The 22,826-nt window shown below is 70.3% G+C and carries 23 protein-coding genes; 7 read left to right on the forward strand and 16 right to left on the reverse strand.

All coding sequences use genetic code 11. The features are described from left to right. The first annotated feature begins 56 nt into the window (after positions 1–56). Positions 57–395: a GntR family transcriptional regulator gene (locus tag ABFX55_RS49720; protein ID WP_379479004.1), complete on the forward strand. Its 339-nt coding sequence runs from the start codon at positions 57–59 to the stop codon at positions 393–395. 173 nt (positions 396–568) lie between these two features. On the opposite strand, the gene ABFX55_RS08135 is transcribed toward ABFX55_RS49720, so the two are convergent. Next, positions 569–1,804, reverse strand: coding sequence for a class I SAM-dependent RNA methyltransferase (locus tag ABFX55_RS08135; RefSeq protein ID WP_346119153.1), 1,236 nt, complete (start codon positions 1,802–1,804; stop codon positions 569–571). 9 nt (positions 1,805–1,813) lie between these two features. Next, entirely contained in the window at positions 1,814–3,850 is a 2,037-nt protein-coding gene (locus ABFX55_RS08140; protein ID WP_346119155.1) for an APC family permease, read from the reverse strand. 92 nt (positions 3,851–3,942) lie between these two features. Between ABFX55_RS08140 and ABFX55_RS08145 the strand changes: the two genes are divergently transcribed. Together ABFX55_RS08145 and ABFX55_RS08150 are read left to right on the forward strand one after the other, a co-directional pair. Further along, positions 3,943–4,608: a potassium channel family protein gene (locus ABFX55_RS08145; protein ID WP_346119157.1), complete on the forward strand. Its 666-nt coding sequence runs from the start codon at positions 3,943–3,945 to the stop codon at positions 4,606–4,608. Next, complete coding sequence (locus ABFX55_RS08150) at positions 4,608–5,267, forward strand: potassium channel family protein (RefSeq protein WP_346119159.1); 660 nt, start codon at positions 4,608–4,610, stop codon at positions 5,265–5,267. Before ABFX55_RS08145 ends, ABFX55_RS08150 begins: the two co-directional genes overlap by 1 nt. Here ABFX55_RS08150 and ABFX55_RS08155 read toward each other — a convergent pair. The 7 genes from ABFX55_RS08155 to valS form a co-directional block, all read right to left on the reverse strand. Next, a complete protein-coding gene (locus ABFX55_RS08155) occupies positions 5,264–7,339 on the reverse strand; it encodes a serine/threonine protein kinase (protein WP_346119161.1) in 2,076 nt (691 codons plus the stop codon). The genes ABFX55_RS08150 and ABFX55_RS08155 overlap by 4 nt on opposite strands. Before the next feature lie 230 nt (positions 7,340–7,569). Further along, positions 7,570–8,229, reverse strand: coding sequence for a DUF3159 domain-containing protein (locus ABFX55_RS08160; RefSeq protein WP_346119163.1), 660 nt, complete (start codon positions 8,227–8,229; stop codon positions 7,570–7,572). Positions 8,230–8,246: 17 nt separating this feature from the next. Beyond that, entirely contained in the window at positions 8,247–8,636 is a 390-nt protein-coding gene (locus ABFX55_RS08165) for an OB-fold nucleic acid binding domain-containing protein (RefSeq protein WP_183646395.1), read from the reverse strand. Positions 8,637–8,663: 27 nt separating this feature from the next. Then, a complete protein-coding gene (locus ABFX55_RS08170) occupies positions 8,664–9,317 on the reverse strand; it encodes a DUF3710 domain-containing protein (protein ID WP_346119165.1) in 654 nt (217 codons plus the stop codon). A gap of 14 nt (positions 9,318–9,331) precedes the next feature. Next, positions 9,332–9,769 (reverse strand): dUTP diphosphatase, encoded by a 438-nt coding sequence (gene dut / locus ABFX55_RS08175; protein ID WP_346119167.1) that lies wholly within the window; start codon positions 9,767–9,769, stop codon positions 9,332–9,334. A 46-nt stretch (positions 9,770–9,815) separates the two neighbouring features. Further along, positions 9,816–10,943 (reverse strand): AI-2E family transporter, encoded by a 1,128-nt coding sequence (locus ABFX55_RS08180; protein WP_346119168.1) that lies wholly within the window; start codon positions 10,941–10,943, stop codon positions 9,816–9,818. A 98-nt stretch (positions 10,944–11,041) separates the two neighbouring features. Continuing rightward, positions 11,042–13,528 carry a valine--tRNA ligase gene (gene valS / locus ABFX55_RS08185; RefSeq protein ID WP_346119169.1) on the reverse strand — a complete coding sequence of 829 codons (2,487 nt, stop codon included), beginning with the start codon at positions 13,526–13,528 and terminating at the stop codon, positions 11,042–11,044. A 42-nt stretch (positions 13,529–13,570) separates the two neighbouring features. Here valS and ABFX55_RS08190 point away from each other — a divergent pair, with 42 nt between their 5' ends. Beyond that, on the forward strand, positions 13,571–13,852 hold the full coding sequence (locus tag ABFX55_RS08190) for a DUF4235 domain-containing protein (protein WP_346119170.1): 282 nt from the start codon (positions 13,571–13,573) through the stop codon (positions 13,850–13,852). Here ABFX55_RS08190 and ABFX55_RS08195 read toward each other — a convergent pair. The 3 genes from ABFX55_RS08195 to paaN form a co-directional block, all read right to left on the reverse strand. Beyond that, entirely contained in the window at positions 13,833–15,221 is a 1,389-nt protein-coding gene (locus ABFX55_RS08195; protein WP_346119172.1) for an alpha,alpha-trehalose-phosphate synthase (UDP-forming), read from the reverse strand. The two genes, ABFX55_RS08190 and ABFX55_RS08195, sit on opposite strands and share 20 nt — an antisense overlap. A gap of 70 nt (positions 15,222–15,291) precedes the next feature. Further along, a complete protein-coding gene (locus ABFX55_RS08200; protein ID WP_346119174.1) occupies positions 15,292–16,125 on the reverse strand; it encodes a 3-hydroxyacyl-CoA dehydrogenase family protein in 834 nt (277 codons plus the stop codon). Between the two features lie 21 nt (positions 16,126–16,146). After that, positions 16,147–17,793, reverse strand: coding sequence for a phenylacetic acid degradation protein PaaN (gene paaN, locus ABFX55_RS08205; protein WP_346119176.1), 1,647 nt, complete (start codon positions 17,791–17,793; stop codon positions 16,147–16,149). Positions 17,794–17,889: 96 nt separating this feature from the next. Between paaN and paaI the strand changes: the two genes are divergently transcribed. Together paaI and ABFX55_RS08215 are read left to right on the forward strand one after the other, a co-directional pair. Continuing rightward, positions 17,890–18,267, forward strand: a complete 378-nt coding sequence (paaI, locus tag ABFX55_RS08210; protein ID WP_346119236.1) for a hydroxyphenylacetyl-CoA thioesterase PaaI — start codon at positions 17,890–17,892, stop codon at positions 18,265–18,267. A gap of 94 nt (positions 18,268–18,361) precedes the next feature. Then, the gene (locus ABFX55_RS08215) at positions 18,362–18,958 is read left to right on the forward strand and encodes a TetR/AcrR family transcriptional regulator (protein WP_346119178.1); all 597 of its coding nucleotides are present in this window, start codon (positions 18,362–18,364) and stop codon (positions 18,956–18,958) included. 41 nt (positions 18,959–18,999) lie between these two features. On the opposite strand, the gene ABFX55_RS08220 is transcribed toward ABFX55_RS08215, so the two are convergent. The 4 genes from ABFX55_RS08220 to ABFX55_RS08235 all read right to left on the reverse strand — a co-directional run bounded on the left by ABFX55_RS08220 (position 19,000) and on the right by ABFX55_RS08235 (position 22,408). Continuing rightward, positions 19,000–19,812 (reverse strand): hypothetical protein, encoded by an 813-nt coding sequence (locus tag ABFX55_RS08220; protein ID WP_346119180.1) that lies wholly within the window; start codon positions 19,810–19,812, stop codon positions 19,000–19,002. Positions 19,813–19,863: 51 nt separating this feature from the next. Then, the gene (locus ABFX55_RS08225) at positions 19,864–20,163 is read right to left on the reverse strand and encodes a DUF4193 domain-containing protein (RefSeq protein ID WP_090929286.1); all 300 of its coding nucleotides are present in this window, start codon (positions 20,161–20,163) and stop codon (positions 19,864–19,866) included. A 284-nt stretch (positions 20,164–20,447) separates the two neighbouring features. Beyond that, a complete protein-coding gene (locus ABFX55_RS08230; RefSeq protein ID WP_346119182.1) occupies positions 20,448–21,686 on the reverse strand; it encodes a sensor histidine kinase in 1,239 nt (412 codons plus the stop codon). A 68-nt stretch (positions 21,687–21,754) separates the two neighbouring features. Continuing rightward, positions 21,755–22,408, reverse strand: a complete 654-nt coding sequence (locus ABFX55_RS08235) for a response regulator transcription factor (RefSeq protein ID WP_183646423.1) — start codon at positions 22,406–22,408, stop codon at positions 21,755–21,757. Positions 22,409–22,640: 232 nt separating this feature from the next. On the opposite strand from ABFX55_RS08235, the gene ABFX55_RS08240 reads away from it, so the two are divergent. Next, the gene (locus tag ABFX55_RS08240) at positions 22,641–22,805 is read left to right on the forward strand and encodes a hypothetical protein (RefSeq protein ID WP_183646425.1); all 165 of its coding nucleotides are present in this window, start codon (positions 22,641–22,643) and stop codon (positions 22,803–22,805) included. Positions 22,806–22,826 lie beyond the last annotated feature (21 nt).

A 22,826-nucleotide genomic window follows, 5' to 3' on the forward strand; every position in this document is an offset into this window, starting at 1 on the left:
ACTGTTATGGATGCGAGCAAATGAGGGCAATATCTCGAGTTTTGTCAGACGCTTTGATGTGCGGGCGAACTGGAGGCGGTCCTCGCCCTCCTGACCCGGATCATGGCCGGCCACCCCGCCGGCGCCCGAGTCGAACGACTCCGCCGACCTGGAGGCGTACGACGCCGGCTCGACCAAGACCGTCGAGACTGTCGGCAGGTCGAGGGTGCGCTTCTTCGACCTCTAGATCGTCGCCATCGTGTGCGAGCGGATCCACTCAGGCGAAGCTGAAACCGATGACGACCATCCCCTCGGAGACGCATCTGGTCCAGATTCACGGTGTCGCGCGTGAGACGGTTCGGCAGGCGCTGGCCAGACTCCCTGACGAGGGTGGATCGCGGCGGGCAATTTCGTGAGCGCGAGGGATCGGTGGCCCCCGCCGAGTGAACGCGAAGACGACTACGCCCCGTGGCCGAATCGGTCACGGGGCGATTTCGTGATCGTGCGCACCTGGTGCGCAGAACACCGACCGGAAAAGCGGTCATCCTCGGGTATAGCCAGCGTTTCCGCTGCTCGAGGCATTGATCGCTTACCTGGCCAGCAGGGCCACGCACTCCACGTGATGCGTCATCGGGAAGGCGTCGAAGGCGCGCAGGTCGGTCAGGCCGTACCCGAGTTCGGCGAACCAGGCCAGGTCGCGGGCCAGCGTGGCAGGGTCGCAGGAGACGTACACCACGCGGGAGGCCTCCAGCGAGGCGATGCGCGTGACCACCTCGCGTCCCAGGCCCGACCTGGGCGGGTCGACGACGACGAGGTCGGCGCGTTCGATCTCGAAGCGGTCGAGGGCGTCCTCCACCCGTCCGCGTTCGACCTGGGCCCACGGCAGGTCGCGCAGGTTCGCGCGGGCGTCCCGTACGGCCGCGGCCTCGCTCTCCACCCCGAACACCGCGCCGGAGGGGCCGACCGCCTCGGCGAGCCCGGCGGCGAAGAGGCCGACCCCGCAGTAGAGGTCGAGCGCCCACTCGCCCGGCTCCGGGGCGGCGTAGCTGAGCACCGCGTCGAGGAGGGTTTCGGCGGCCCCCGGGTGGACCTGCCAGAAGCCGCTGCCCGTCACCTGGAAGACCCTGTCGCCGACCTGCTCGTGCAGCATGCCGGAGCCGTGCCTCGGCTCGGTGCGGCCCTTGCCCTGGTTGACCAGGATGGAGGCGGGCGCCTCGAGCGGGGGCACCGCGACGGAGCTGCGCGGCTTGGGCGCGATGACGACGGCGTGCTCGCCGCCGGAGGAGGCGATGACCTCCACGCCCATCGAGTTGCGCCAGGTGTGCGTCTCGACGCCGACCTCCTCCACGGAGGGGTGGGCGATCAGGCAGGCGTCGACGGGCTGGATGTCGTGGGAGCGGTGCTTGCGGAAGCCGAGCACGCCCTCGCGGGTGGCGGCGAACTGGACGCGGGTGCGCCAGCCGAGGCCGTCCTTCGCGCCGGGCACCTCTTCGACCAGCACGTCCCTGGTGATGCCCGCCAGCCTGCTGAGCTGCTCGGCCACCACGCTCGCCTTGAGCGCTCGCTGGGCCTCGAGGGTGGCGTGCTGCCAGTCGCAGCCGCCGCACATGCCGGGCCCCGCGTAGGGACAGGGCGGGGTCACCCTGTCGGGTGAGGCTTCGAGGATCTCCACGGCGTCGGCGCGGAGGAAGCGGGTGGTCTCCTCAGTGATCTCGGCGACGACCCGCTCTCCTGGGAGCGCGTGCCGTACGAAGACGACGCGTCCTTCGTGTCGCGCCACACACCAGCCACCGTGGGCCACGGGCCCTACCTCGAGTTCCACCACCTGCCCAGACTACTCGTCACGCCTGTCGGGCTCGACCTCGTGCCACGGACGGCGGACCGATCCCGCGGCGTACGGGTCGCGGCGGCCCCTCAGCCTGTCGGAGGAGTGCAGCTGCCACGGCACGCTGGTCACCATGACGCCCGGCTTGAACAAGAGCCTGGCCTTGAGCCGCAGCGCGCTCTGGTTGTGGAGCAGGTGCTCCCACCAGTGGCCGACGACGTACTCGGGGATGAAGACGGTGACCACGTCGCGCGGCGAGCGCCGGCGCAGTGCCTTGACGTAGTCGAGGATGGGCTGGGTGATCTCCCTGTACGGCGAGTCGAGCATCTTGAGCGGGACGGGGATCCCCCTGCGCTCCCACTCCTCCTGCAGCGTCCTGGCCTCCGACCCCTCGACGCCGACCGTGACGGCCTCGATCGTGGAGGGACGGGTGGCCCTGGCGTAGGCCAGCGCCCGCAGCGTCGGCTTGTGGATCTTGGAGACGAGCACGATCGCGTGGTTGCGGGCCGGCAGCATCGACTCGTCGATCCGCTCGTCGACCTCGAGCTCGGCGGCCACGTTGTCGTAGTGGCGGCGGATGCCCTTCATCATCAGGAACAGGATCGGCATCGCGATGCAGACGATCCACGCGCCGACCAGGAACTTGGTGAACAGCACGACCACCAGCACGACCGCGGTCATGACGGCGCCGAAGAAGTTGATGGCCCGCGAGCGGTGCATCTGGTGGCGCACCCTGAGGTCGGTCTCGGTCTTCAGGTGGCGGGTCCAGTGGATGACCATGCCGGTCTGGCTGAGGGTGAAGGAGACGAAGACGCCGACGATGTAGAGGTTCAGCAGGCGGCTGACGTCGGCCTGGAAGCCCCACAGCAGCAGGCAGGCGCCCAGCGCCAGGATGACGATGCCGTTGGAGAAGGCCAGGCGGTCGCCGCGGGTGTGCAGCTGGCGGGGCAGGTAGCGGTCCTGGGCGAGGATCGAGCCGAGGACGGGGAAGCCGTTGAAGGCGGTGTTGGCGGCCAGGAACAGGATGAGCGCGGTGACGGCCGAGATGATGACGAACATCAGCGAGCCGCTGCCGAAGACCGCGTCGGCCACCTGGGAGATGATCGGCTGCTGGTAGTAGTGCGGGCCGACCGGCGTGCCGTCGGGACGCAGCAGGTCGACGGCGACGTGCTGCGGCTCGGCCACCGTGACGCCCGAGGCGAGGCCGAGCGCGATGATGCCCGAGAACATCGTGACGGCGACCAGGCCCATCATGAGCAGGGTGGTGGCCGCGTTCTTGCTCTTGGGCTTGCGGAACGCGGGCACGCCGTTGCTGATCGCCTCGACGCCGGTCAGGGCCGCGCAGCCGGAGGAGAAGGCGCGCAGCACGAGGAAGGCGGCGGCGAAGGCGGTGAGGTTGGTCTGCTCGGCCACCACCTGGAAGCCGGCCGTCGGCGCCCTGAGCTCGTCGCCGAGCACCAGCAGCCTGAATCCGCCCCAGGCGATGAGTCCGAGCACCGAGATCATGAAGGCGTAGGTCGGGATCGCGAAGGCGGCGCCGGACTCGCGCAGGCCGCGCAGGTTCACGATCGTCAGCAGCACCACGATGGCGATGGCGACGGCGGGCTTGTGCTGGGCCACGAACGGGACCGTGGCGCCCACGTAGTCGACGCCGTTGGCGACGGAGACCGCCACGGTCAGCACGTAGTCGACCATCAGCGCGCTGGCCACGGTGAGCCCGGCGTTCTTGCCGAGGTTGACGGTGGCCACCTCGTAGTCGCCGCCGCCGCTGGGATAGGCGTGCACGTTCTGCCGGTAGGAGGCGACGACGGTCAGCATCACGACCACGACGGCGACGGCCACCCACGGGCTGTAGCTGTAGAACGACACCCCCGCCAGCGACAGGATGACGAGGATCTCCTGGGGTGCGTAGGCCACGGAGGAGAGCGCGTCGCTGGCGAACACCGGCAGAGCCACGCGCTTGGGCAGGAGCTGCTCATGGAGCTGCCCGCTGCGCAGCGCGCGTCCGACCAGGACACGCTTGACTAGATCCGTCACCTTCGCCACGTCTGACGATGCTAGTCCTCGTCACCCTCCCTGCCGACGCGGCACTCCACGTGCGCGCCATACTGAGGGGAAGGCACACCCGTGGGGAGCACATGCATATCGTGATCATGGGATGTGGACGGGTGGGGTCCACCCTCGCCCACATCCTGGAGGACAACGGCCACTCAGTCGCGATCATCGACCGCGATCCGCAGGCGTTCAGGCGGCTGCGGGCGGGTTTCAGGGGCCGCCGGGTCACCGGCGTCGGCTTCGACCGTGACGTGCTGCAGGAGGCCGGCATCGAGTCCGCGGCCGCCTACGTCGCCGTGAGCAGCGGCGACAACTCCAACATCATCTCCGCGCGCGTCGCGCGAGAGACCTTCGGCGTCGACAACGTCGTGGCCCGCATCTACGACTCCCGCCGCGCCGAGGTCTACCAGCGACTCGGCATCCCGACCGTGGCCACCGTGCGCTGGACGGCCGACCAGATCCTGCGCCGCATCCTGCCGGAGGGCGCCGAGCCGCTGTGGCGCGACCCCACGGGCACCGTGGTGCTGGCCGAGGTCGCCACCAACGCGGCATGGATCGGCACCAAGGCCACCAAGCTGGAGGAGGCCGTCGGAGCCAGGGTCGCCTTCGTCAACCGCATGGGCGAGGCGCTGGTCACCAAGTCCGACACGGTGGTGCAGGAGGGCGACATCCTCCACGTCATCGCCGCCGAGAACGACATGGACCGGATCAACAAGGTGCTGGCCGCCGCACCGGAGGAGGACCACTGATGCGCATCGCCATCGCAGGCGCGGGCGCGGTCGGCCGCTCCATCGCCTCCGAGCTCCTGGAGAACGGCCACGAGATCCTGCTGATCGACATCGACCCCAAGGCCATCAAGATCGACGCGGTGCCGCGGGCCGAGTGGCTGCTCGCCGACGCCTGCGAGATCTCCTCGCTCGACGAGGCCGGGCTCAACAACTGCCACGTCGTGGTCGCCTCCACCGGTGACGACAAGGTCAACCTGGTGGTCTCGCTGCTGGCCAAGACCGAGTACGGCGTGCCGCGCGTGGTCGCCCGCATCAACCACCCCAACAACGAGTGGCTGTTCAACGAGTCGTGGGGCGTCGACGTCGCGGTCTCCACCCCTCGCCTGCTGTCGGCGCTGGTGGAGGAGGCGGTCAGCGTCGGCGACCTGGTCCGGCTGATGACCTTCCGCCAGGGCCAGGCCAACCTGGTCGAGCTCACCCTGCCCGAGGATGCGCCCGTCGTCGGGCAGCGCGCGGGCTCGGTGCCGTGGCCCGTCGACTCGGCGCTGGTGGCGATCCTGCGCGAGGGCAGGGTGCTGGTGCCCACGGCCGACGACCCGCTGGAGGCGGGCGACGAGCTGATGTTCGTCGCCAGCCAGGAGGTCGAGGACGAGCTGGCCCAGCTGCTGTCCCCCCACTAGCCCGGACGGCGGGCCGCCCACCACGCCCATGCGGTGTGCAGCGCCCAGGCGGCTGCCGTGAGCTCGGGCAGCGCCTCCAGCAGCCTGGTCGTGAGGGCGCTGCGCCCTGCCAGGTCGATCCAGAGGTGCGCCACCGTCAGGGCGGCCATGCAGGCCGTCGCCGCCGCTGCGACGGCTGCCGCCGCGCGGGAGCGCCGCCACGTCCGTGCCGAGGTCGTGGCGGCCCATGCGGCCAGCAGCGCGTAGGCCAGGCTCGTCGTCACGTGGGCATCGGTGCCCGTCTGGTAGCCGCCCAGGTAGCCGGCGAAGGCCACGAACGGCAGCGCCCTGGTGAGGGTGGCGTTGACGCCGCCGTCCGGCAGCAGGTCGCGCGGGAGCACGACGGCCAGCAGCGCGACAGCGGCGAACAGCACCAGCAGGGCGGTGCCGGGGGCGAGGAGGGTGAGCTCGGTCCCCATCCGCCTGGCCACTCTGGGCACGGCGTAGGCGAGCACTCCCAGCGTCGCCGAGGTCACGGCGCCGAACCTGAGCCCCCTGACCACCACCGCCGCCGCGCCTCCCCCCTCACGCGCCGGCCCGCGCTCCCCCGCGGCCTGCGCCGACGCCTCGCGCAGGACCTCCGCCCCGGCCGTCCCCGCCGGAGAGAGCGGGGGCACAGGACCGGGGGGCGGGTCCGCCGCCTCGGATCCCCCCGAAGCCCGAGAGGCCGCCGAACCGGGCACGACCGGAGTGGACGTGGCCGGTGTCCCGGGCGCCCTCGGAGAGGACGCGGCGCCGGGCCCGCCTCGAGCGGCAGGGGCAGACGCCTCGGGACCACCCGGCGAGAGCGCGTCCCGCACGCCGGGAGAAGGAGCGGACAACCCTGGGGTGAGCGGTCCGGGGGTGTCCTGTCCACGCGGGACAGGCGACCCAGGGGCGCCTTGTGCAGGCGGGACAGGCGACCCGGGGGCGTCTTGAGGAGGCGGGGCGGACGACCCGGGGGTGCCGGGAGCAGGTGGGGTGGGTGACTCGAGGCCGTCAGGAGACGGCGGGGTGGACCAGCCGGAAGCGTTCTGAGCAGACGGGGCGGGTGACCCGGGGGTGTCCTGGGCGGGCGGGGTGGGCGGGTCGGGGGCTGCCGAAGCGGGGCCAGGCTCTCGGGGCTGGGCTCTGAGGGGGTCGGTGGGAGGGTCGGGGTCGATCTGGTCCTGGCGTACGAGCAGCGCCAGCGCCTTCGACCCCTCCCGTCTGCGCGCCTCCTCGCCGTGCCGCCGCCCCGCCACCACGGCCAGCGCCGCGCTCGCCGCCTCCAGCGTCAACCGCTCCTCGGGCGACCTGCGCATGAGCCCCTCCACCACGGGACGCAGCCGCCTGCCGCGCCGCATGGGGTGGGGCTCGCGCATCAGGATCGCCGCCATCACCGCGACAGGGCTGTCCATCGCGTACGGCGGCGCCCCCTCGACCGCCGTGTACAGCGTGGCGCCGAGCGCCCACAGGTCGGAGGCCTCGCCCGCCGGCTCCCCCTCGAGTCGCTCGGGCGCCATGTACGCGGGCGAGCCCATGAGCATCCCGGTCGCGGTGAGCGTCGGGGAGTTGGCCACGTGCGCGATGCCGAAGTCGGTCAGCACCACGCCCCCGTCGTCGAGGAGCAGCACGTTGGCGGGCTTCACGTCTCTGTGGGTGATGCCGGCGGCGTGAGCGGCCCTGAGCGCCCCGAGGAGCTTGACGCCGATGTCGGCGACCACGTGCTCGGGCAGCGGCCCCGACCGCTCCAGCACCTGGGCCAGCGACGAGGCGGGCAGCAGCTCCATCACGATCCACGGATGGCCCTCGTCCACCACCACGTCGTGGATGGTGATGACGTAGGGGTTGCGCAGCCTGGCGGTGGCCCTGGCCTCGCGCAGCACCCGTTCGAAGGCCCTTTCCCTGTCCTGCTCGCTCATCCAGCCGGGCACCAGCACCTGCTTGAGCGCCACGGGCCGGTCGAGCACCTGGTCGTGGGCGCGCCAGACCGCCCCCATCCCGCCCCTGCCCAGCTCCTCGGCCAGCAGATACCTGCCGCCGATCAGCCGGCTTCCGGAAGGATCACCCACAGCCAGCCCCTACCCCCACATCCACCCGGCTACATCCGCAATGTCCACCTTCGCACAGTCGTCGACGGGTGACGCGGAGCGCGCGATCGGTGTCGCCGGAGTCGGCTGACCGGTCGTTGAGGGGCCCGAGAGCAGGGGTCGCCGACGCCGCTGGAGCACCGTGAAAGACAGAAGGCCACCGGTGACCCCGGTGGCCTCTCCCGTGCTGTGCCGTGAAGGATGAAAAAGGGTCAGGTGGCGGCGGCGGCGATGGGGGTGCGGCCGCGGCTGAGGAGCCAGGCCATGGCGGCGAGGCTGGCCACCTGCAGCGGCCACCCCATGAGCACCTTCGCGATGCCCAGGGCCGCGATCGCCTCGTCGCCCCCGCCGAACAGGTAGATCGGCAGCTGCACCGCCACCCGCACCACGCACGGCAGCATGAGCAGCCACGTCAGCTTCGTGCACAGCCGCACGATGCCCGCGTCCTTGTGCCAGGCGGTCGGATCGCCGGTGACCGAGCCGATGAGGAAGCCCACGACCGGCCACCTGGACACGATGGAGACCAGCATCGCGGCGGCGTAGCCGGCGTTGTAGAGGATGCCCGGCAGGTAGACGTCGCGCGCGTCGCCGGTGCGCGAGGCGAAGAACCAGCCGATGCCGATGCCGATCAGGCTGTTGATCACGAACTGCGGCGTCGAGCGCTGCACCAGGCGCACCACCAGCAGCACCGCCGCCAGGGAGGCGCTGATGATGAGCGAGAGCTGCAACTGCTCGGTCACCAGCCACGACACGGTGAAGGCGATGGTGGGCACCGCCGCCTCGACGATGCCGCGGATGCCGCCGAGGGCCTTGGACAGCTGGGACCTGATGGCCGCCTCGACGGTCTCGTGCGCCGTAGCCTGCTCAGTCACGGATGGGTCGCTCCTTGTCAGGCGCTTGGGCGCAGTTCGTAACGCGGGTTGAACATCACCTTGCGCCCGTCTTGCATGCTGACCAGGCCCTCGGCTTTGACGATGCGGCCAGGCTCGATGCCCGCGATCTTGCGTCGGCCCAGCCAGACCAGGTCGATCACGTCGGAGCCGTCGTAGAGCTCGGCTTCGAGAGCGGGGGCGCCGCCGCGTGGCCGCAACGTCACTGTGCGTAGCGTACCGGCCACACAGAAGCGGCGCCTGCCACCACAGGAGACGATGGGCGTGGCGCCCGCCTGATCGGCGTCCTCCCGCAGCTCTTCCGCCTCGAGTTCGGCCTGCGTGGATGCCAGCCTGCTGAAGAAGCCGCGCAATCCCCCACGTTTGTGGGGCTCTGCCGTACTAGTCATGATGACCCAGCTTATGCGATGAAAAGCTCAGCGGAGCTCGCTGATCTCGGGGCCTCTCCTGAACGGGTTGAGAGAGACGTTCTGCTCGGCCGTGGCCGCTGGGCGCTCACCGGGAATGCGCAGCAGGATCGGCTCCTCGGGCGCCATCGGGTCGTCGCCGCGCACGACGACGACGTCGCGGATGACGTCCTCGAGGGGCTGGGCGACGTCGGCGTCGAGGGCGGCCTTGCCGCTGATGACCGCCCGCAGGAACCAGCGCGGGCCGTCGACGCCGAGGTAGCGGACCGGCTGCGTGCCGCCCTCGGCGGGGATCTGCCCCGCGAGCTCGGGGCCGAAGGGGCCGTCCTTGCGCTCGACCGTGCCTCCCGCCTCCTTCACGCTGGCGGCCAGCTTGGTCCTGACCTCGTCCCAGAGCCCGCCCCGCTTGGGTGCGGCGAAGGCGTGCAGTTGCAGGGCGCTGTCGTGGTGGATGACCACGACGCCGATCGGCTGGTCACCCGCGACGGCGACCTGGACGTCGTAGTCGGGGCTCACGCTGATGCGCAGACCGCCGAGGTCGACCCTGTCCCTGTCGGGATGGGGCTCGTCGGCGTCCCACGGGCCCGACTCGCGCGCCTCCTGCAGGGGAGCCGCTTCCGCGACAGCCTGCTCGGGCTGCTCACGCTTGCGACGTCGGAACACTGTCGATCACTCCCTCATCGTCCTGTGGATCCGAAACCGCCCGCGCCGCGTACGGAGCCCGGCAGCCGGTCCACCTCGTAGAAGGAGGCCCGTTCGACCCGCTGGATGACCAGCTGGGCTATCCGGTCGCCGCGGCGTAGCCGGAGGGCCTCCTTGGTGTCCGTGTTGAGCAGCGTCACCTTGATCTCGCCGCGGTAGCCGGCGTCGACCGTGCCCGGCGCGTTGACGATGGTGACGCCGTGCTTGACCGCCAGGCCCGACCTCGGGTGCACGAACGCGGCGTAGCCGTCGGGCAGCGCGATCGCGACGCCGGTGCCGACCATCGCCCGCTCGCCCGGCAGGAGCTCGACGTCCTCGGCGGCCACCAGATCGGCCCCCGCGTCACCCGGGTGCGCGTAGCTGGGCACCGGCAGATCGGGGTCGAGGCGGTGGATGAGCACCTCTACGGTCATGCGGTCTCCTCGCTCAACCCCAACGTACGCGTCATGGGGCACGAGACTACCCCTTGGGCTGCCCGGATTCGCTCTTGACGGGACCCTCCGGTGGTGTCGGCGGCGCCGGTGGCGGCAATGCTGGCGGTTCATGCCGAAGCTCGGGTAGCGCACGGTAGATCACCGCTGCGACCGGTACGGCCACGGCCGCCCCCGCGATGCCGCCCATGATGCCGCCCACGGCCAGGACGATGATGATCGCCAGCGGGTGGAAGTTGAGGGCCCTGCCGACGATCAGAGGCTGCAGCACGTGGTTCTCCAGCTGCTGCTCGACGATGAGCACGGCCAGGAAGATCAGCGCCTTGATCGGGCTGGTGGTGCCGAGCACGACCAGCGTGGCCACGGTGCCCGCGAAGAAGATGCCGACGATCGGGATGAAGCTGGCCAGGAAGATGAGGATGGCCAGCGGCGCCCACAGCGGCACGCCGAGCCCCGCCAGCACGATGCCCATGACCAGGCCGTGCACCGCCGCGACCGCCACGGTGCCCTGCACGTAGTGGGAGACCGTGAGCCAGGCGGCCCTGCCTGCCCTGTCGACCCTGCCCGACATGCCGCCGAAGCCCTTGAGGAACCAGGCCCAGATGCGGTCGCCGTCCTTGAGCATGAAGAACGTCACGAACAGCATGAGCACGATCGAGGCCAGCACCTCGATGGCGACCTGCCCCGCGGTCAGGACCGTGTTGGTGATCGCGGCCTGGGAGGTCTGCAGCTGGTTGGTTATGGTCTTGACCCAGTCGTCGAGCTGCTTGGTGTCGAGGTGGATGGGCCCCGTCACCAGCCAGTCGCGCAGCTCGTTGATCGACTTCTGGACCTGCTCGACCACGGTGGGGAACTCGTCGCTGGCTCTGGCCCCGATCAGCCAGCCCGCGCCCACGATGATGGCGAGGGCGACCAGCAGCGTGATCCAGGCGGCGTAGATGGGCCGCAGGCCGGCGCCTGTCAGCCTGCTGGACAGCGGATAGAGCAGCGCGGTCAGCAGCAGCGCGACGGCCACGGGCAGCGCCACGAAGCTGAGCCGGGCCACGATGAGCGCGAAGATGTAGACGACCACGCCGACGACGATCAGGCACACGCTCCAGGCGGCCATCTTGGCCAGCACGGGCGGCACGAGCTTGGTGGGGCGGTCGGAAATCACGTGTTCAAGACTGGCACGCCGCGCGGCAGAACGCGCGCGGTTATCGCCGTGAACGAAAGATCGAGTCGGGGGGTACGGCCAGGCCGTACCCCCCGCGATCAGGCGAGCTCGACGGAGACGGCCAGCTCCTCGCCCTGCTCCAGCACGAACTCGTCGACGTTGCCCGACCCGCACAGGTCGTCGGCGCCCTGGCGGATCAGCTCGGCATGCGGGCCGCGGACGGTCAGCCTGGCGATCTCGGCGCGCATCGACACCTTGGCCTCCGACTTGGCCTTGCGGACCTGCCTCAGCACCTCGGAGACGACCGCGAGCAGCGCGGGGTCGCCCTGCCCCGCCTCGGCCGACGGCCAGGCGGCGCGGTGCACCGAGCCCTCGCGCCACCACGACCACACCTCTTCGGTGACGAACGGCAGGAACGGCGCGAACAGCCGCAGCTGCACGTCGAGGGCGTGCCGCAGCGCCGCGTGGGCCGAGGAGGCGGCCGCGTCGCTGTCGTAGGCGCGGGCCTTGACCAGCTCGAGGTAGTCGTCGCAGAAGGACCAGAAGAAGCGCTCGGCCACCTCCAGCGCCCTGGCGTAGTCGTAGTTCTCGAACGCCTCGGTCGCCTCGCGCACCGTCTGCGCCAGCGCCGACAGCATCGACAGGTCGAGCGGCTGGGTGACCTCTCCCTCGCCCTCGGGGAAGCCCAGCACGAATTTCGACGCGTTGAGGATCTTGATCGCCAGGCGGCGGCCGATCTTCATCTGGCCGGTGTCGAAGGTGGTGTCGGTGCCAGGCCGGCCGCCCGCGGCCCAGTAGCGGACCGCGTCGGAGCCGTACTCCTCGAGCATCGCCATCGGTGTGGTGGCGTTGCCCTTGGACTTGGACATCTTCTTGCGGTCGGGGTCGAGGATCCAGCCGGAGATCGCCACGTTGCGGAAGGGCAGCGAGTCGAACTCCTGGTGGGCGCGGACCACGGTGGAGAACAGCCAGGTGCGGATGATCTCGTGGGCCTGAGGGCGCAGATCCATCGGGAAGACGCGGCCGAACAGGTCGGGATCGTCCCTCCAGCCGCCGACGATCTCGGGCGAGAGCGAGGAGGTGGCCCAGGTGTCCATGACGTCGGTGTCGCCGACGAAGCCGCCTGGCACCCCGCGCTGCTGCTCGGTGTAGCCGGGCGGCACGTCGGAGGAGGGGTCGACGGGCAGCATGTCGTCGGTGGGCAGGATGAGCGCCCCGGTGTCGACCTCGTACCAGACGGGGAACGGCACGCCGAAGAAGCGCTGGCGGGAGATCAGCCAGTCGCCCGCCAGGCCCTTGACCCAGTTCTCGTAGCGCACCCGCATGTGGGCGGGGTGCCATTCGAGCTCGGCGCCGCGCTGGAGCAGCCGCTCGCGCAGCTCGGCGTCGCGTCCGCCGTTGCGCAGGTACCACTGCCTGGTGGTGACGATCTCGAGGGGCTTGTCGCCCTTCTCGTAGAACTTCACCGGCCTGGTCACGGGGCGCGGCTCACCGTCGAGGTCGCCCGACTCGCGCAGCATCTCCACGATCCGCTCGCGGGCGCTGTGGACGGTCTTGCCCGCCAGCTCCTTGTACGGCTCGGGCTCCACCCCCTCGGGCGCGTCGGGCAGCAGCCTGCCGTCCCAGCCCATGACGGGCCTGGCGGGCAGGCCGAGCTCGCGCCACCACGTGACGTCGGTCAGGTCGCCGAAGGTGCAGATCATCGCGATGCCCGAGCCCTTGTCGGGCTCGGCCAGGTGGTGGGCCACGACCGGCACCTCGACGCCGAACAGCGGCGTCAGCACGGTGGTGCCGAACAGGCGCTGGTAGCGCTCGTCGTCGGGGTGGGCGACCAGCGCGACGCAGGCGGGGATGAGCTCGGGCCTGGTGGTCTCGATCCAGACGGGCCCGTGGTCGCCGTAGAAGGAGACGCGGTGGAAGGCGCCCGGCCACTCCCTGTCCTCCAGCTCGGCCTGGGCCACGGCGGTGCGGAAGGTGACGTCCCACAGCGTCGGCGCCTCGGCCTGGTAGGCCTCGCCCCTGGCCAGGTTGCGCAGGAAGGCGCGTTGCGAGGTGGCCCGCGAGGCGCCGTCGATGGTGGCGTAGGTCAGTGTCCAGTCGACCGACAGGCCGAGGCGCCGCCACAGCTGCTCGAAGGCCTTCTCGTCCTCGATCGTGAGCCGTTCGCACAGCTCGATGAAGTTGCGCCGCGAGATCGAGATCTGCTGCTTGCCCGGCTTGTCGGGCGGCTCGAAGGCGGGGTCGTACGGCACGGAGGCGTCGCCGCGCACGCCGAAGTGGTTCTGGACCCTGCGTTCTGTCGGCAGTCCGTTATCGTCCCACCCCATCGGGTAGAAGACCTCGCGCCCCCGCATGCGCTGGAAACGGGCGATGGTGTCGGTGTGGGTGTAGGAGAAGACGTGGCCGACGTGGAGCGAGCCGGAGACGGTCGGAGGTGGGGTGTCGATCGAGTAGATCTGCTCGCGCGTCCTCGACCGGTCGAACCGGTAGACGGCGTCGGCTTCCCAGCGCTCTACCCATACCTGCTCCAGGCCGTCGAGAGAGGGTTTCTCGGGCATGGGCGCACGGCGTGATCGCTGAGTCATGCCTCTAAATGGTACGCGTCGAAGACGAATAGGGTTGCACACATGAAGACAGAGGAGAAGCCGGACATCGCCTGGCGCGTGATCGGCGGCCTGGTCGGTCTCGGCACCGCATGGGCTGCCAAGAAGGTGCTCGGGATCGCGTGGGTGAAGGTCACGGGCAAGGAGCCGCCCATCGACACCGACTCCGACGAGGTCGGCATGGCCGAGGCGATCGGCTACGCGGTGCTGATGGGCGTGGGCATGCAGGTGGCCCAGATCGTGGTGAACAAGACCGCCAAGAAGCGCTACCTCGCCTGGAAGGCGCTCAAGACTCCAACGCGGTGAGGAACTCGCTGGCCCAGCGGTCCACGTCGTAGGTAGAGACCCGGCGGCGCATCGTGCGCATCCGCCTGGCCACCTCGTGCGGCGTGGCCCGCATGGCCGCGAGCATCGTCCGCTTGAGCCCCTCCACGTCGTAGGGGTTGACCAGGTACGACTGCCGCAGCTCGTCGGCGGCCCCGGCGAACTCGCTGAGCACCAGGGCGCCTCGCAGGTCGTTGTGGCAGGCGACGTACTCCTTGGCCACCAGGTTCATGCCGTCGCGCAGCGGTGTCACGACCATCACGTCGGCGGCCAGGTAGAGCGCGGCCAGCTCCTCGCGGTCGTACGACTGGTGGAAGTACTGGATCGGCTGGTGCCCGAGCATCGAGTGCTCGCCGTTGATCCTGCCGACCTGCAGCTCGATGTCGTCGCGCAGCCTGCGGTACTCCTCGACCCGCTCCCTGCTCGGGGTGGCGATCTGGATGAACACCGCCTCGCTCGCGTTCAGCCTTCCCTCGGCCAGCAGCTCGCCGAAGGCCTCCAGGCGCTGGCCGATCCCCTTGGTGTAGTCGAGCCTGTCGACGCCGAGCAGGACGTGCTCGGGGTCGCCGAGGTCGGAGCGGATCTCCTTGGCGCGCTGCACGATGTGCGGCTCGCGTACCAGGGTGTCGAGCTCGGAGAAGTCGACGGAGATGGGGAAGGCCTGCGCGGTGACCGAGCGGCCGTCGCCGGTGTAGACCTCGTTGCCCTTGTAGGACAGTCCGAGCAGGCGGCGGCAGAGCCTGATGAAGTTGGAGGCGCCTCCCGGCCGCTGGAAGCCGACCAGGTCGGCGCCGAGCAGGCCCTCGACGAGTTCCGTGCGCCACGGCAGGCGCCAGAACAGCTCGACGGGCGGGAAGGGGATGTGCAGGAAGAAGCCGATGCGCAGGTCGGGACGGCGTTTGCGGAGCATGGCCGGCACGAGCTGCAGCTGGTAGTCCTGCACCCAGACCACGGCGCCCTCGTCGGCGGCCTCGGCCGCGGCGTCGGCGAAGCGCTCGTTGACCTTGCGGTAGGCGTCCCACATGTGGCGTTCGAAGACCGGCGGGGCGACCACGTCGTGGTAGAGCGGCCAGAGGGTGGCGTTGGAGAAGCCCTCGTAGTAGAGCTGCACCTCCTGCTCCGACAGCGGGACGGGGATGAGATTCATGCCGTCCTGCTCGAAGGGGCCCAGCTCCTCCTCGGGGGCGCCGTGCCAGCCGAGCCACGCGCCGTGGCGGCGCTGCATCACCGGGGCTATGGCGGTGACGAGCCCGCCCGGACTCCTGCGCCAGGAGGCGGTGCCATCCGGTTGCACGCTCCTGTCCACCGGCAAGCGGTTCGCGACGATCAGGAACGAGCTGCGGGCGGCCACCTATGTCCTCCAGGGATGTCGAAAGTCCGTTGTCATTTACCCGCGGAGTGCGCAAACAAACACAAACCGGTCAGCTATCCCAGACGTAGAATCCCTTACCGCTCTTACGGCCCAGCTCCCCTCTCGCGACCATCTCGCGCAGCAGGCCTGGGGGCTCGAAGCGGGGGCCGAGCCTGGCGTGAAGGTACTCGGCGATGGCCAGCCGCACGTCGAGGCCGACCAGGTCGCCGAGCTTGAGCGGGCCCATGGGGTGGCCGTAGCCGAGGGTCATGGCGGTGTCGATGTCCTCGGCGCCGGCCACGCCCTCCTCCACCATGCGGATGGCCTCGAGACCGACCAGCACGCCCAGGCGGCTGGTGGCGAAGCCTGGCGAGTCGTTGACCACCACCCCCGTCTTGCCCAGCGCCTCGACGTACCTCCTCGCCCTGCCGAGCACCTCGGGCGGGGTGTGCGGGGTGACGACGATCTCGACCAGGCGCTGGACGGGGACGGGGTTGAAGAAGTGCAGCCCGATCAGCCGGTGCGGGCCGCGCAGGGCCGCCGACAGCTCGGTGATCGACAGGGAGCTGGTGTTGGTGGCCAGGACGGCCCGCGGCCCCATGCGCGCCTCGGCCTGAGCCAGCACCTCGGCCTTGAGCGCGGGGTCCTCGGGCACCGCCTCGATCACCAGCTCCGCCGTCTCCGGCACAGGCCCCAGGCTGAGCCGTCGCAGCGCCTCGTCGGCCCGCACGTCGGGCCGCCTTGCCTCGGCCGTCCTGAGCCCCTTGGCGATGCGCCCGGCCGCCGCCCTCGCCGCGTCCTCGTCGGCCTCCTGCACGCTCACCCAGGCGCCCTCGGCCAGGAAGACCTGGGCGATGCCCGCCCCCATCCGCCCGCCGCCGATCACCGCGACCCGCACGCTCACCGCCTCCTCAGGGCTCGGACGTCAGGCGTGACGGCGCGACTGGACGAGGTGGAAGCGCCCTGCCACGAAGCCAGGGTCGGTGAGCGAGGCGGTCGCGGCCGGATTGGCCCCTGTGCCGTGGTAGTCGCTGAAGGCGGCCGACTGGTTGACGAAGACGCCGCCGGTCAGGTTGCACGACAGGTTCACCCCGGCCTCGAGCGCCGCCCTCTCCGCCGACTCCAGCACCTGCTCGGAGGTGGAGTAGACCGAGGCGGTCAGCGCCCCGCGGCCGGCGATCGTCCGCCTGAGCACCTGGAGCGAGTCGTCGGTCGAGGCCGTGGCGACCACGAAGGCGATGGGGCCGAAGTGCTCGCGCCCGTAGACGTCCTCGCGCTCGGCGGGCAGCTCGACGATCACCGGGGTCCGCACCGTCGCGCCGGGGAAGGAGGGATGCGCCACCGCCCTGGACTCGAGCACGACCTCGCCGAGAGAGGGGGCGGCCTCGAGCCGCTCGAGCACGCCGGCGTTGACGATCGCCCCCGTCAGCTCGACCGCCCGCGCGTCGTCGCCCAGCAGCCTGCCGACGGCCGTGGCCAGGTCGGCCGCCACCTCGGAGAAGCTCTTGTGCCCCGCGTCGGTCGCGATGCCGTCGGAGGGGATGAGGATGTTCTGCGGCGCGGTGCACATCTGGCCGCTGTAGAGCGACAGCGAGAAGGCGATGTTGCCGAGCATGCCCTTGTAGGCGTCGGTGGAGTCGACGACGATCGTGTTGACCCCCGCCTTCTCGGTGTGCACGAGCGCCTGGGTGGCGTTGCGCTCCAGCCAGTCGCCGTACTCGGTGGAGCCGGTGAAGTCGACGATGCGCACGTCGGGGTGGGTGGCCAGCTGTGTGGCCAGGCCCTGCCCCTCCTCGGCGGCGAGCGTGACGAGATCGGGGTCGAAGCCCGCCTCCGCCAGCACCTCGCGGGCGATGGCGACGGTGATCGCGAGCGGCAGGACGGCGCCTGGGTGCGGCTTGACGACGACGGGGTTGCCCGTGACCAGCGAGGCGAACAGGCCGGGGTAGGCGTTCCAGGTGGGGAAGGTGTTGCAGCCGATCACCAGGCCGACGCCGCGCGGCACGACGGTGAACTTCTTCGACATCACCAGCGGCTCGCCCTTGGCGGGCTTCTCCCAGCGCGCCGAGGGCTGGGCGGCGCTCATCGCGGCCAGGCCGTAGGCGACGGCCTCGAGGCCGCGGTCCTGCGCGTGGGGGCCGCCGGCCTGGAAGGCCATGACGAACGCCTGTCCCGTGGTGTGCTGGACGGCGTTGGCGATCTCGAAGCTGCGCTGGTTGATCCGGTGCAGGATCTCCGCGCAGACCAGCGCCCGCGCCTTCGGGCCCGCGTCGCGCCATGCGGGCATGGCCGCCTTGGCCAGCTCCACGAGCTGCTCGGGCGAGGGCTCGGGGTAGGTGATCCCGAGCTCGATGCCGTACGGCGAGCGTTCGGCGCCGATCCAGTGACCGGTGCCCTGCTGGTCGAGGGGGAAGGGCTTGCCGAGGTAGGACTCGAAGGCCTCCTTGCCCCGTTCGGCCGCGCCCTCGCCGTACACGCGGGGGCTCGGGGACTCGGGGTAGGCGCTCCAGTAGCCGCGTTCGGCGATCGCCTCCATGGCCCTCGACAGCGTCTGTTCGTGCTGGTCGAACATGGTTGTCCCTCCCTTGACAGGACCCGCCGACGATGATGTGTTTACCGAACATTCGGTCAGCTGACAAGGGAGACATCCGTGGAAGGGGCGCGTCGGATGATGGCCGATGACGCGGCCTCGGCCGCGCTCGGCATCGAGCTGACCGAGCTGGCCGAAGGGGCCGCCGACTGCCGTATGACGGTGACCCCGACGATGGTCAACGGGCACGGCCTGTGTCACGGCGGGTACGTCTTCCTCCTGGCCGACACCGCCTTCGCGTGCGCGTGCAACAGCCACGGGCCCGTCACCGTGGCGGCGGGCGCGGAGATCACCTTCGTCTCCCCCGCGAGGGAGGGCGAGGCGCTGACGGCCTCGGCCAGGGAGCGCACCCGCTTCGGGCGCAGCGGCGTCTACGACGTCACCGTGCGGGGAGAGGACGGGCGGGTGGTCGCGGAGTTCCGCGGGCACAGCCGTACCTTGAGGGAGGGTCCATGACGTCACCGGTCGAGGCCGCCGCCCTCCGGCGGGAGCGGCTCCAGGTCGGCGGGCACGCTCCAGCGCATGGTGGACCTTCGGGATAATCGACCACATGACCACCACTCCGGCCCGTCAGCGCGGGCGAGGGCACGACCCCGAGTCCGTGCTGCACACGGCTGTGGCGGTCTTCAACGAGCGCGGGTACGACGGCACCAGCATGGAGGACCTCGCCCGCGCGCTCGGCATGACCAAGTCGGCGATCTACTACCACGTTCCTGGCAAGGAGCAGCTGCTGGCGCGGGCCCTGGACAGGGCGCTCGACGGATTGTTCAGCATGGTCGACGACAGCATGGCCACCTCGGGCCCCGCCATCGCCAGGCTGGAGTGGGTGATACGGCGCAGCGTGTCGATCCTCGTGGAGCGCCTGCCGTACGTGACGCTGCTGCTGCGGGTGCGCGGCAACAGCGCCACCGAGCAACGCGCGCTGGAGCGGCGCAGGGAGTTCGACAGGTTCGTCAGCGCTCTGGTGAAGGAGGCGGCGGCCGAGGGGCACGTCAGGCCCGACGTGGACCCCGCGCTCGTGACGCGGCTGCTGTTCGGCGCCGTCAATTCGATCACCGAGTGGTACCAGCCCTCGCGCGGCGGGTCGGCGGAGGATCTCGCCGACGCCATCGTCAAGATCGCCTTCGACGGCCTCCGCACGCGTTGAGTCCGGGGGCGGGCCGGGGGAGGGCCCGCCGCCCGGACACGTCAGCTCTCGAGCTCGGCCGATCCGGCGGGGCGAGGCACGGCGGGCCGCTTGATGCGCAGGTCCGCGCGGACCGCCTCGCCGAGCTTCCTGGTCGCGGCCCTGTTGAGCATGCCGCCGGCCACCGCGCCGGTCAGGAACGGGCCGAGGGTCGTCAGGTGCCGTCCGAGGGTTCTCATCAGCCTGTTGCGCAGCGCGGTCTTGGTCGCGGCGCCCAGAGCGAGCGTGACCGAGGCGGGCGCCAGCGGATCGATGCCCCGCTGCTTGGACCAGGCGGCGGCGAACGCCACGGCCCGCTGCGTTCCCGTGCCGGGCACGTCGATGCCGTAGACCGCGTGCAGCTCCGCCAGGAGCTTGACCTCGACGGCGGCCACGACGATGGTCTCGGCCACGAGCTGGGCCGGTGCCGACAGCAGCAGGGGCGGGGCGGCGAACTCGGCGGCGGCCAGAGCCCCGCCGATCGCGCCGACCGTCATCGTGGCCTTCTGCGCGGTGCGGACCAGGTCGTCGGCGAGCTGCTCGCCGGTGAGGCCGTGGTGGTGCTCGGAGAGGGTCGCCAGGTCCCTGATCGGAATTCTGGGCGCGATGCTGAGGAAGACGTCAGCCAGCCAGCGGCCCCTGCCCACTCCTGAGGCGCCCGCCTTCCTGCCTCCGTCGGCCAGGGCCTTGGTCAGGCGGCCGAGCAGCCTGCGCCGCTCGCCGCCCTCGAGCTCGTCCGGCTGGACCAGGCGTCCGACGAGCTCGCCGACCTCTTCGTTCGGGTCCTTCTCCTCGGCGGAGGCAGCGGGAGACTCTGCGGGTCCAGAGTCGTTCACAAAGTCGTCCCGCTCCTCTTTCTTCGGTGACACGATGCGTTGCCCTCTCCGTCAGGCGGCGCACTCCCTGCAGACCTGCTGACCGTTCCTCTCGGAGGCCAGCTGGCTGCGGTGGTGCACCAGGAAGCACCGTGAACAGGTGAACTCGTCGGCCTGACGAGGAATCACCCTCAGGGACAGCTCCTCGTTCGACAGGTCCGCGCCGGGCAGCTCGAGCGACTCGGCGAGGTCGGTCTCGTCGATGTCGATGCTGCCGGATGACTTGTCCGTGCGCCGCGCCTGGAGTTCCTGGAGGCTGTCCTCCCCCAGGTCGTCATCGGTCTTGCGCGGGCTGTCGTAGTCGGTAGCCATGGTGCTCGCTCCATCCCCCTCATCTATGGTTTCGCGCTCGTCGCGCGTGTCTAACGTCCGAGAGGCCCATCTTGTGCCCGATTCCTTCAGGGAGATTTGTGCATCGGTACCCCGCGGGAACGGCCACTGAACCTCCCTACACGAAGGGCGTGCTGCCAACGGCCCGTGGTTAGCCAAATATGGCGAAACACACAGCATTGGCGGCATGCACCACCGTGTTCGACGGCACATCCAACCACATGTACGGCGTGAACGAGACTCCCCCGTCAGATCAACACGCCGGACTACCGCCCAGGGAGTCGAATGGTCACGACAAGTCCACCGCCGTCGCGCGGCACCGCGGCCACGTTTCCGCCGTGCGCCTGCACGACCGCGCGAACGATGGACAGGCCGAGCCCAGATCCCTTCGCCGAGTCCACACGGTCCGCGTGGAGCCGCCTGAAGGGCTCGAACAGGCTGTTCACCTCGTACGCCGGGACATGCTGTCCCGTGTTGGCCACCTGAACAACCAGTGCCCCGTCCGCCATTCCCGTGCGGATCCACACTTTTCCGTTTTCTTGCACGTTGTACTTGACGGCGTTCTCCAGCAGGTTGCTGATGGAGCGCTCCAGCAGCACGGGGTCCCCCACCGTGGGCGCCGCCGACAGGTCGGTGGTGACGGTCACGCCGCTCTCGGCGGCGAAGGGCGCCAGCTGCTCCACGGCGGTCTGCGCGACCTCCCTGACGTCCACGGGCTTGCGCACGGCGAGCTCGCGCTCGCTGCGGGCCAGCAGCAGCAGGCCCTCGATCAGCTTCTCGTTGCGCGCGTTGACCTCGAGGAGGGTACGGCCGAGCGCCTTCAGATCCTCGGACGCCTCTGGGTCGGACAGGGCGATCTCCAGGACCGTCCTGTTGATGGTGAGCGGCGTGCGCAGCTCGTGCGAGGCGTTGGCGACGAACCTGCGCTGAGTGTCGAAGGCGACGTTGAGCCTGGTCAGCATGGCGTCGAAGGTGTCGGCCAGCTCCTTGAGCTCGTCCTGGGGCCCCTTGAGGTCGATGCGCTGGTGGGCCAGGTTGCTCTCGGAGAGCTTCTTCGCCGTCGCGGTCATCTGCGCGACGGGGCGCAGCGCCCTGTCGGCCACGAAGTAGCCGAGGATCAGCGCCAGGATCCCGACCCCGATCAACACCATCACCGACTGCCTGACGAGGTACTCGAGCACCGCGTTGGTGTTGTTGTTGGCCAGCAGCTCCGACTGCTCGTTGAGCCAGTCGGCCAGCGACGGCGGCGAGCCTGCGGGCAGCCTCAGCGTGAAGGAGAGGCTGTCGAGCACCGACCTGACGATCAGGTACATCGCCACCAGGAGCACGGCGCCCGCCATGAAGAACAGCGCCCCGTAGGTGAGGGTGAGCCGCCACCTGATGCTCACCCTGTCGCGCATCACCCTGATCCGCTCGCCGAGCGTGTCCTCGTCCGCGGCCTGGACGGGAGGCAGCCCGCCCCAGCCTCCCCCTGCGTCCAGTTGTTCCTTCCTCGCCCTCGTCATGCTGGTCCGCTCCGAGTGAGGGCTGATCATCGGATGGGTCGGCACGGCCGGGCGATCCGGCTTCTCGCTCACAACTTGTATCCCACTCCCGGAACGGTCTCGATCACCTGCGGCTCGCCCAGCTTCTTGCGCAGCGTCATCATGGTGACGCGCACGACGTTGGTGAACGGATCGATGTTCTCGTCCCACGCCTTGTCCAGCAGGTCCTCCTGGCTGACCACGGCGCCGTCGGCGCGCAGCAGCTCCTCGAGGACCGCGAACTCCTTCTTGGTCAGCACGATCTCCTTGCCGTCGCGCTCCACCAGCCGCTTGCCGGGGTCGAGCCGCACGCCCGCCCTCTCCAGCACGGGCGGCAGCGCGGGGGCCGACCTGCGGCCCAGCGCCCGCACCCTGGCGACCAGTTCGATGAAGACGAACGGCTTGGCCAGGTAGTCGTCGGCGCCGAGGCCGAGCCCCTCGACCTTGTCGTCGACGTCGCCCGCGGCCGTCAGCATGAGGATGCGCGAGGCGCTGCGCTCGGAGACCAGCCTGCGCGCCACCTCGTCGCCGTGCACCACGGGCAGGTCCCTGTCCAGCACGATCACGTCGTAGTCGATGTAGGAGGTCTTCTCCAGCGCCGTTCCGCCGTCGTAGGCGACGTCCACGGCCATGGCCTCGCGGCGCAGCCCTGTCGCGATGGCGTCCGCGAGCACCCGCTCGTCCTCAACCACAAGCACCCGCACGGCCTCTGGCACCTCTCCCCACCTCTGGATCCGGCCCTCATTTTGACCACATCCCCGATAAACGCACGGTAAGCCATCGACGGCACGGCCGTGACGCAGGGCACACGAAGCCGGAGGTTTCGGATCGGCACCGTTGTGGGTAGACCCGCGGGACACCCATCGCCGCGTGCCCTGGAACCCCTATGACCGCACGCTCGGCGCCCCCCGTGATGTTGCTGAGAGAGAAGGTGAGATGGGCGAGTTCACGACCACGATCGAACGCCGCCTCTGCCAGGCCAAGAGGGGTCTCGACGAGGCGAGGTCCGTCGGCGACGACTACCTCGCCGACACCCTCACCGCCGAGATCGAGGACCTGCGTCGCCTGGCAGACGAGCACGGCGTCCTCCTGCCGCGCTGAACCGCACGACTGAAAGAACGG

It is taken from the genome of Nonomuraea roseola (assembly GCF_039535395.1).
GTDB lineage: Bacteria > Actinomycetota > Actinomycetes > Streptosporangiales > Streptosporangiaceae > Nonomuraea > Nonomuraea roseola.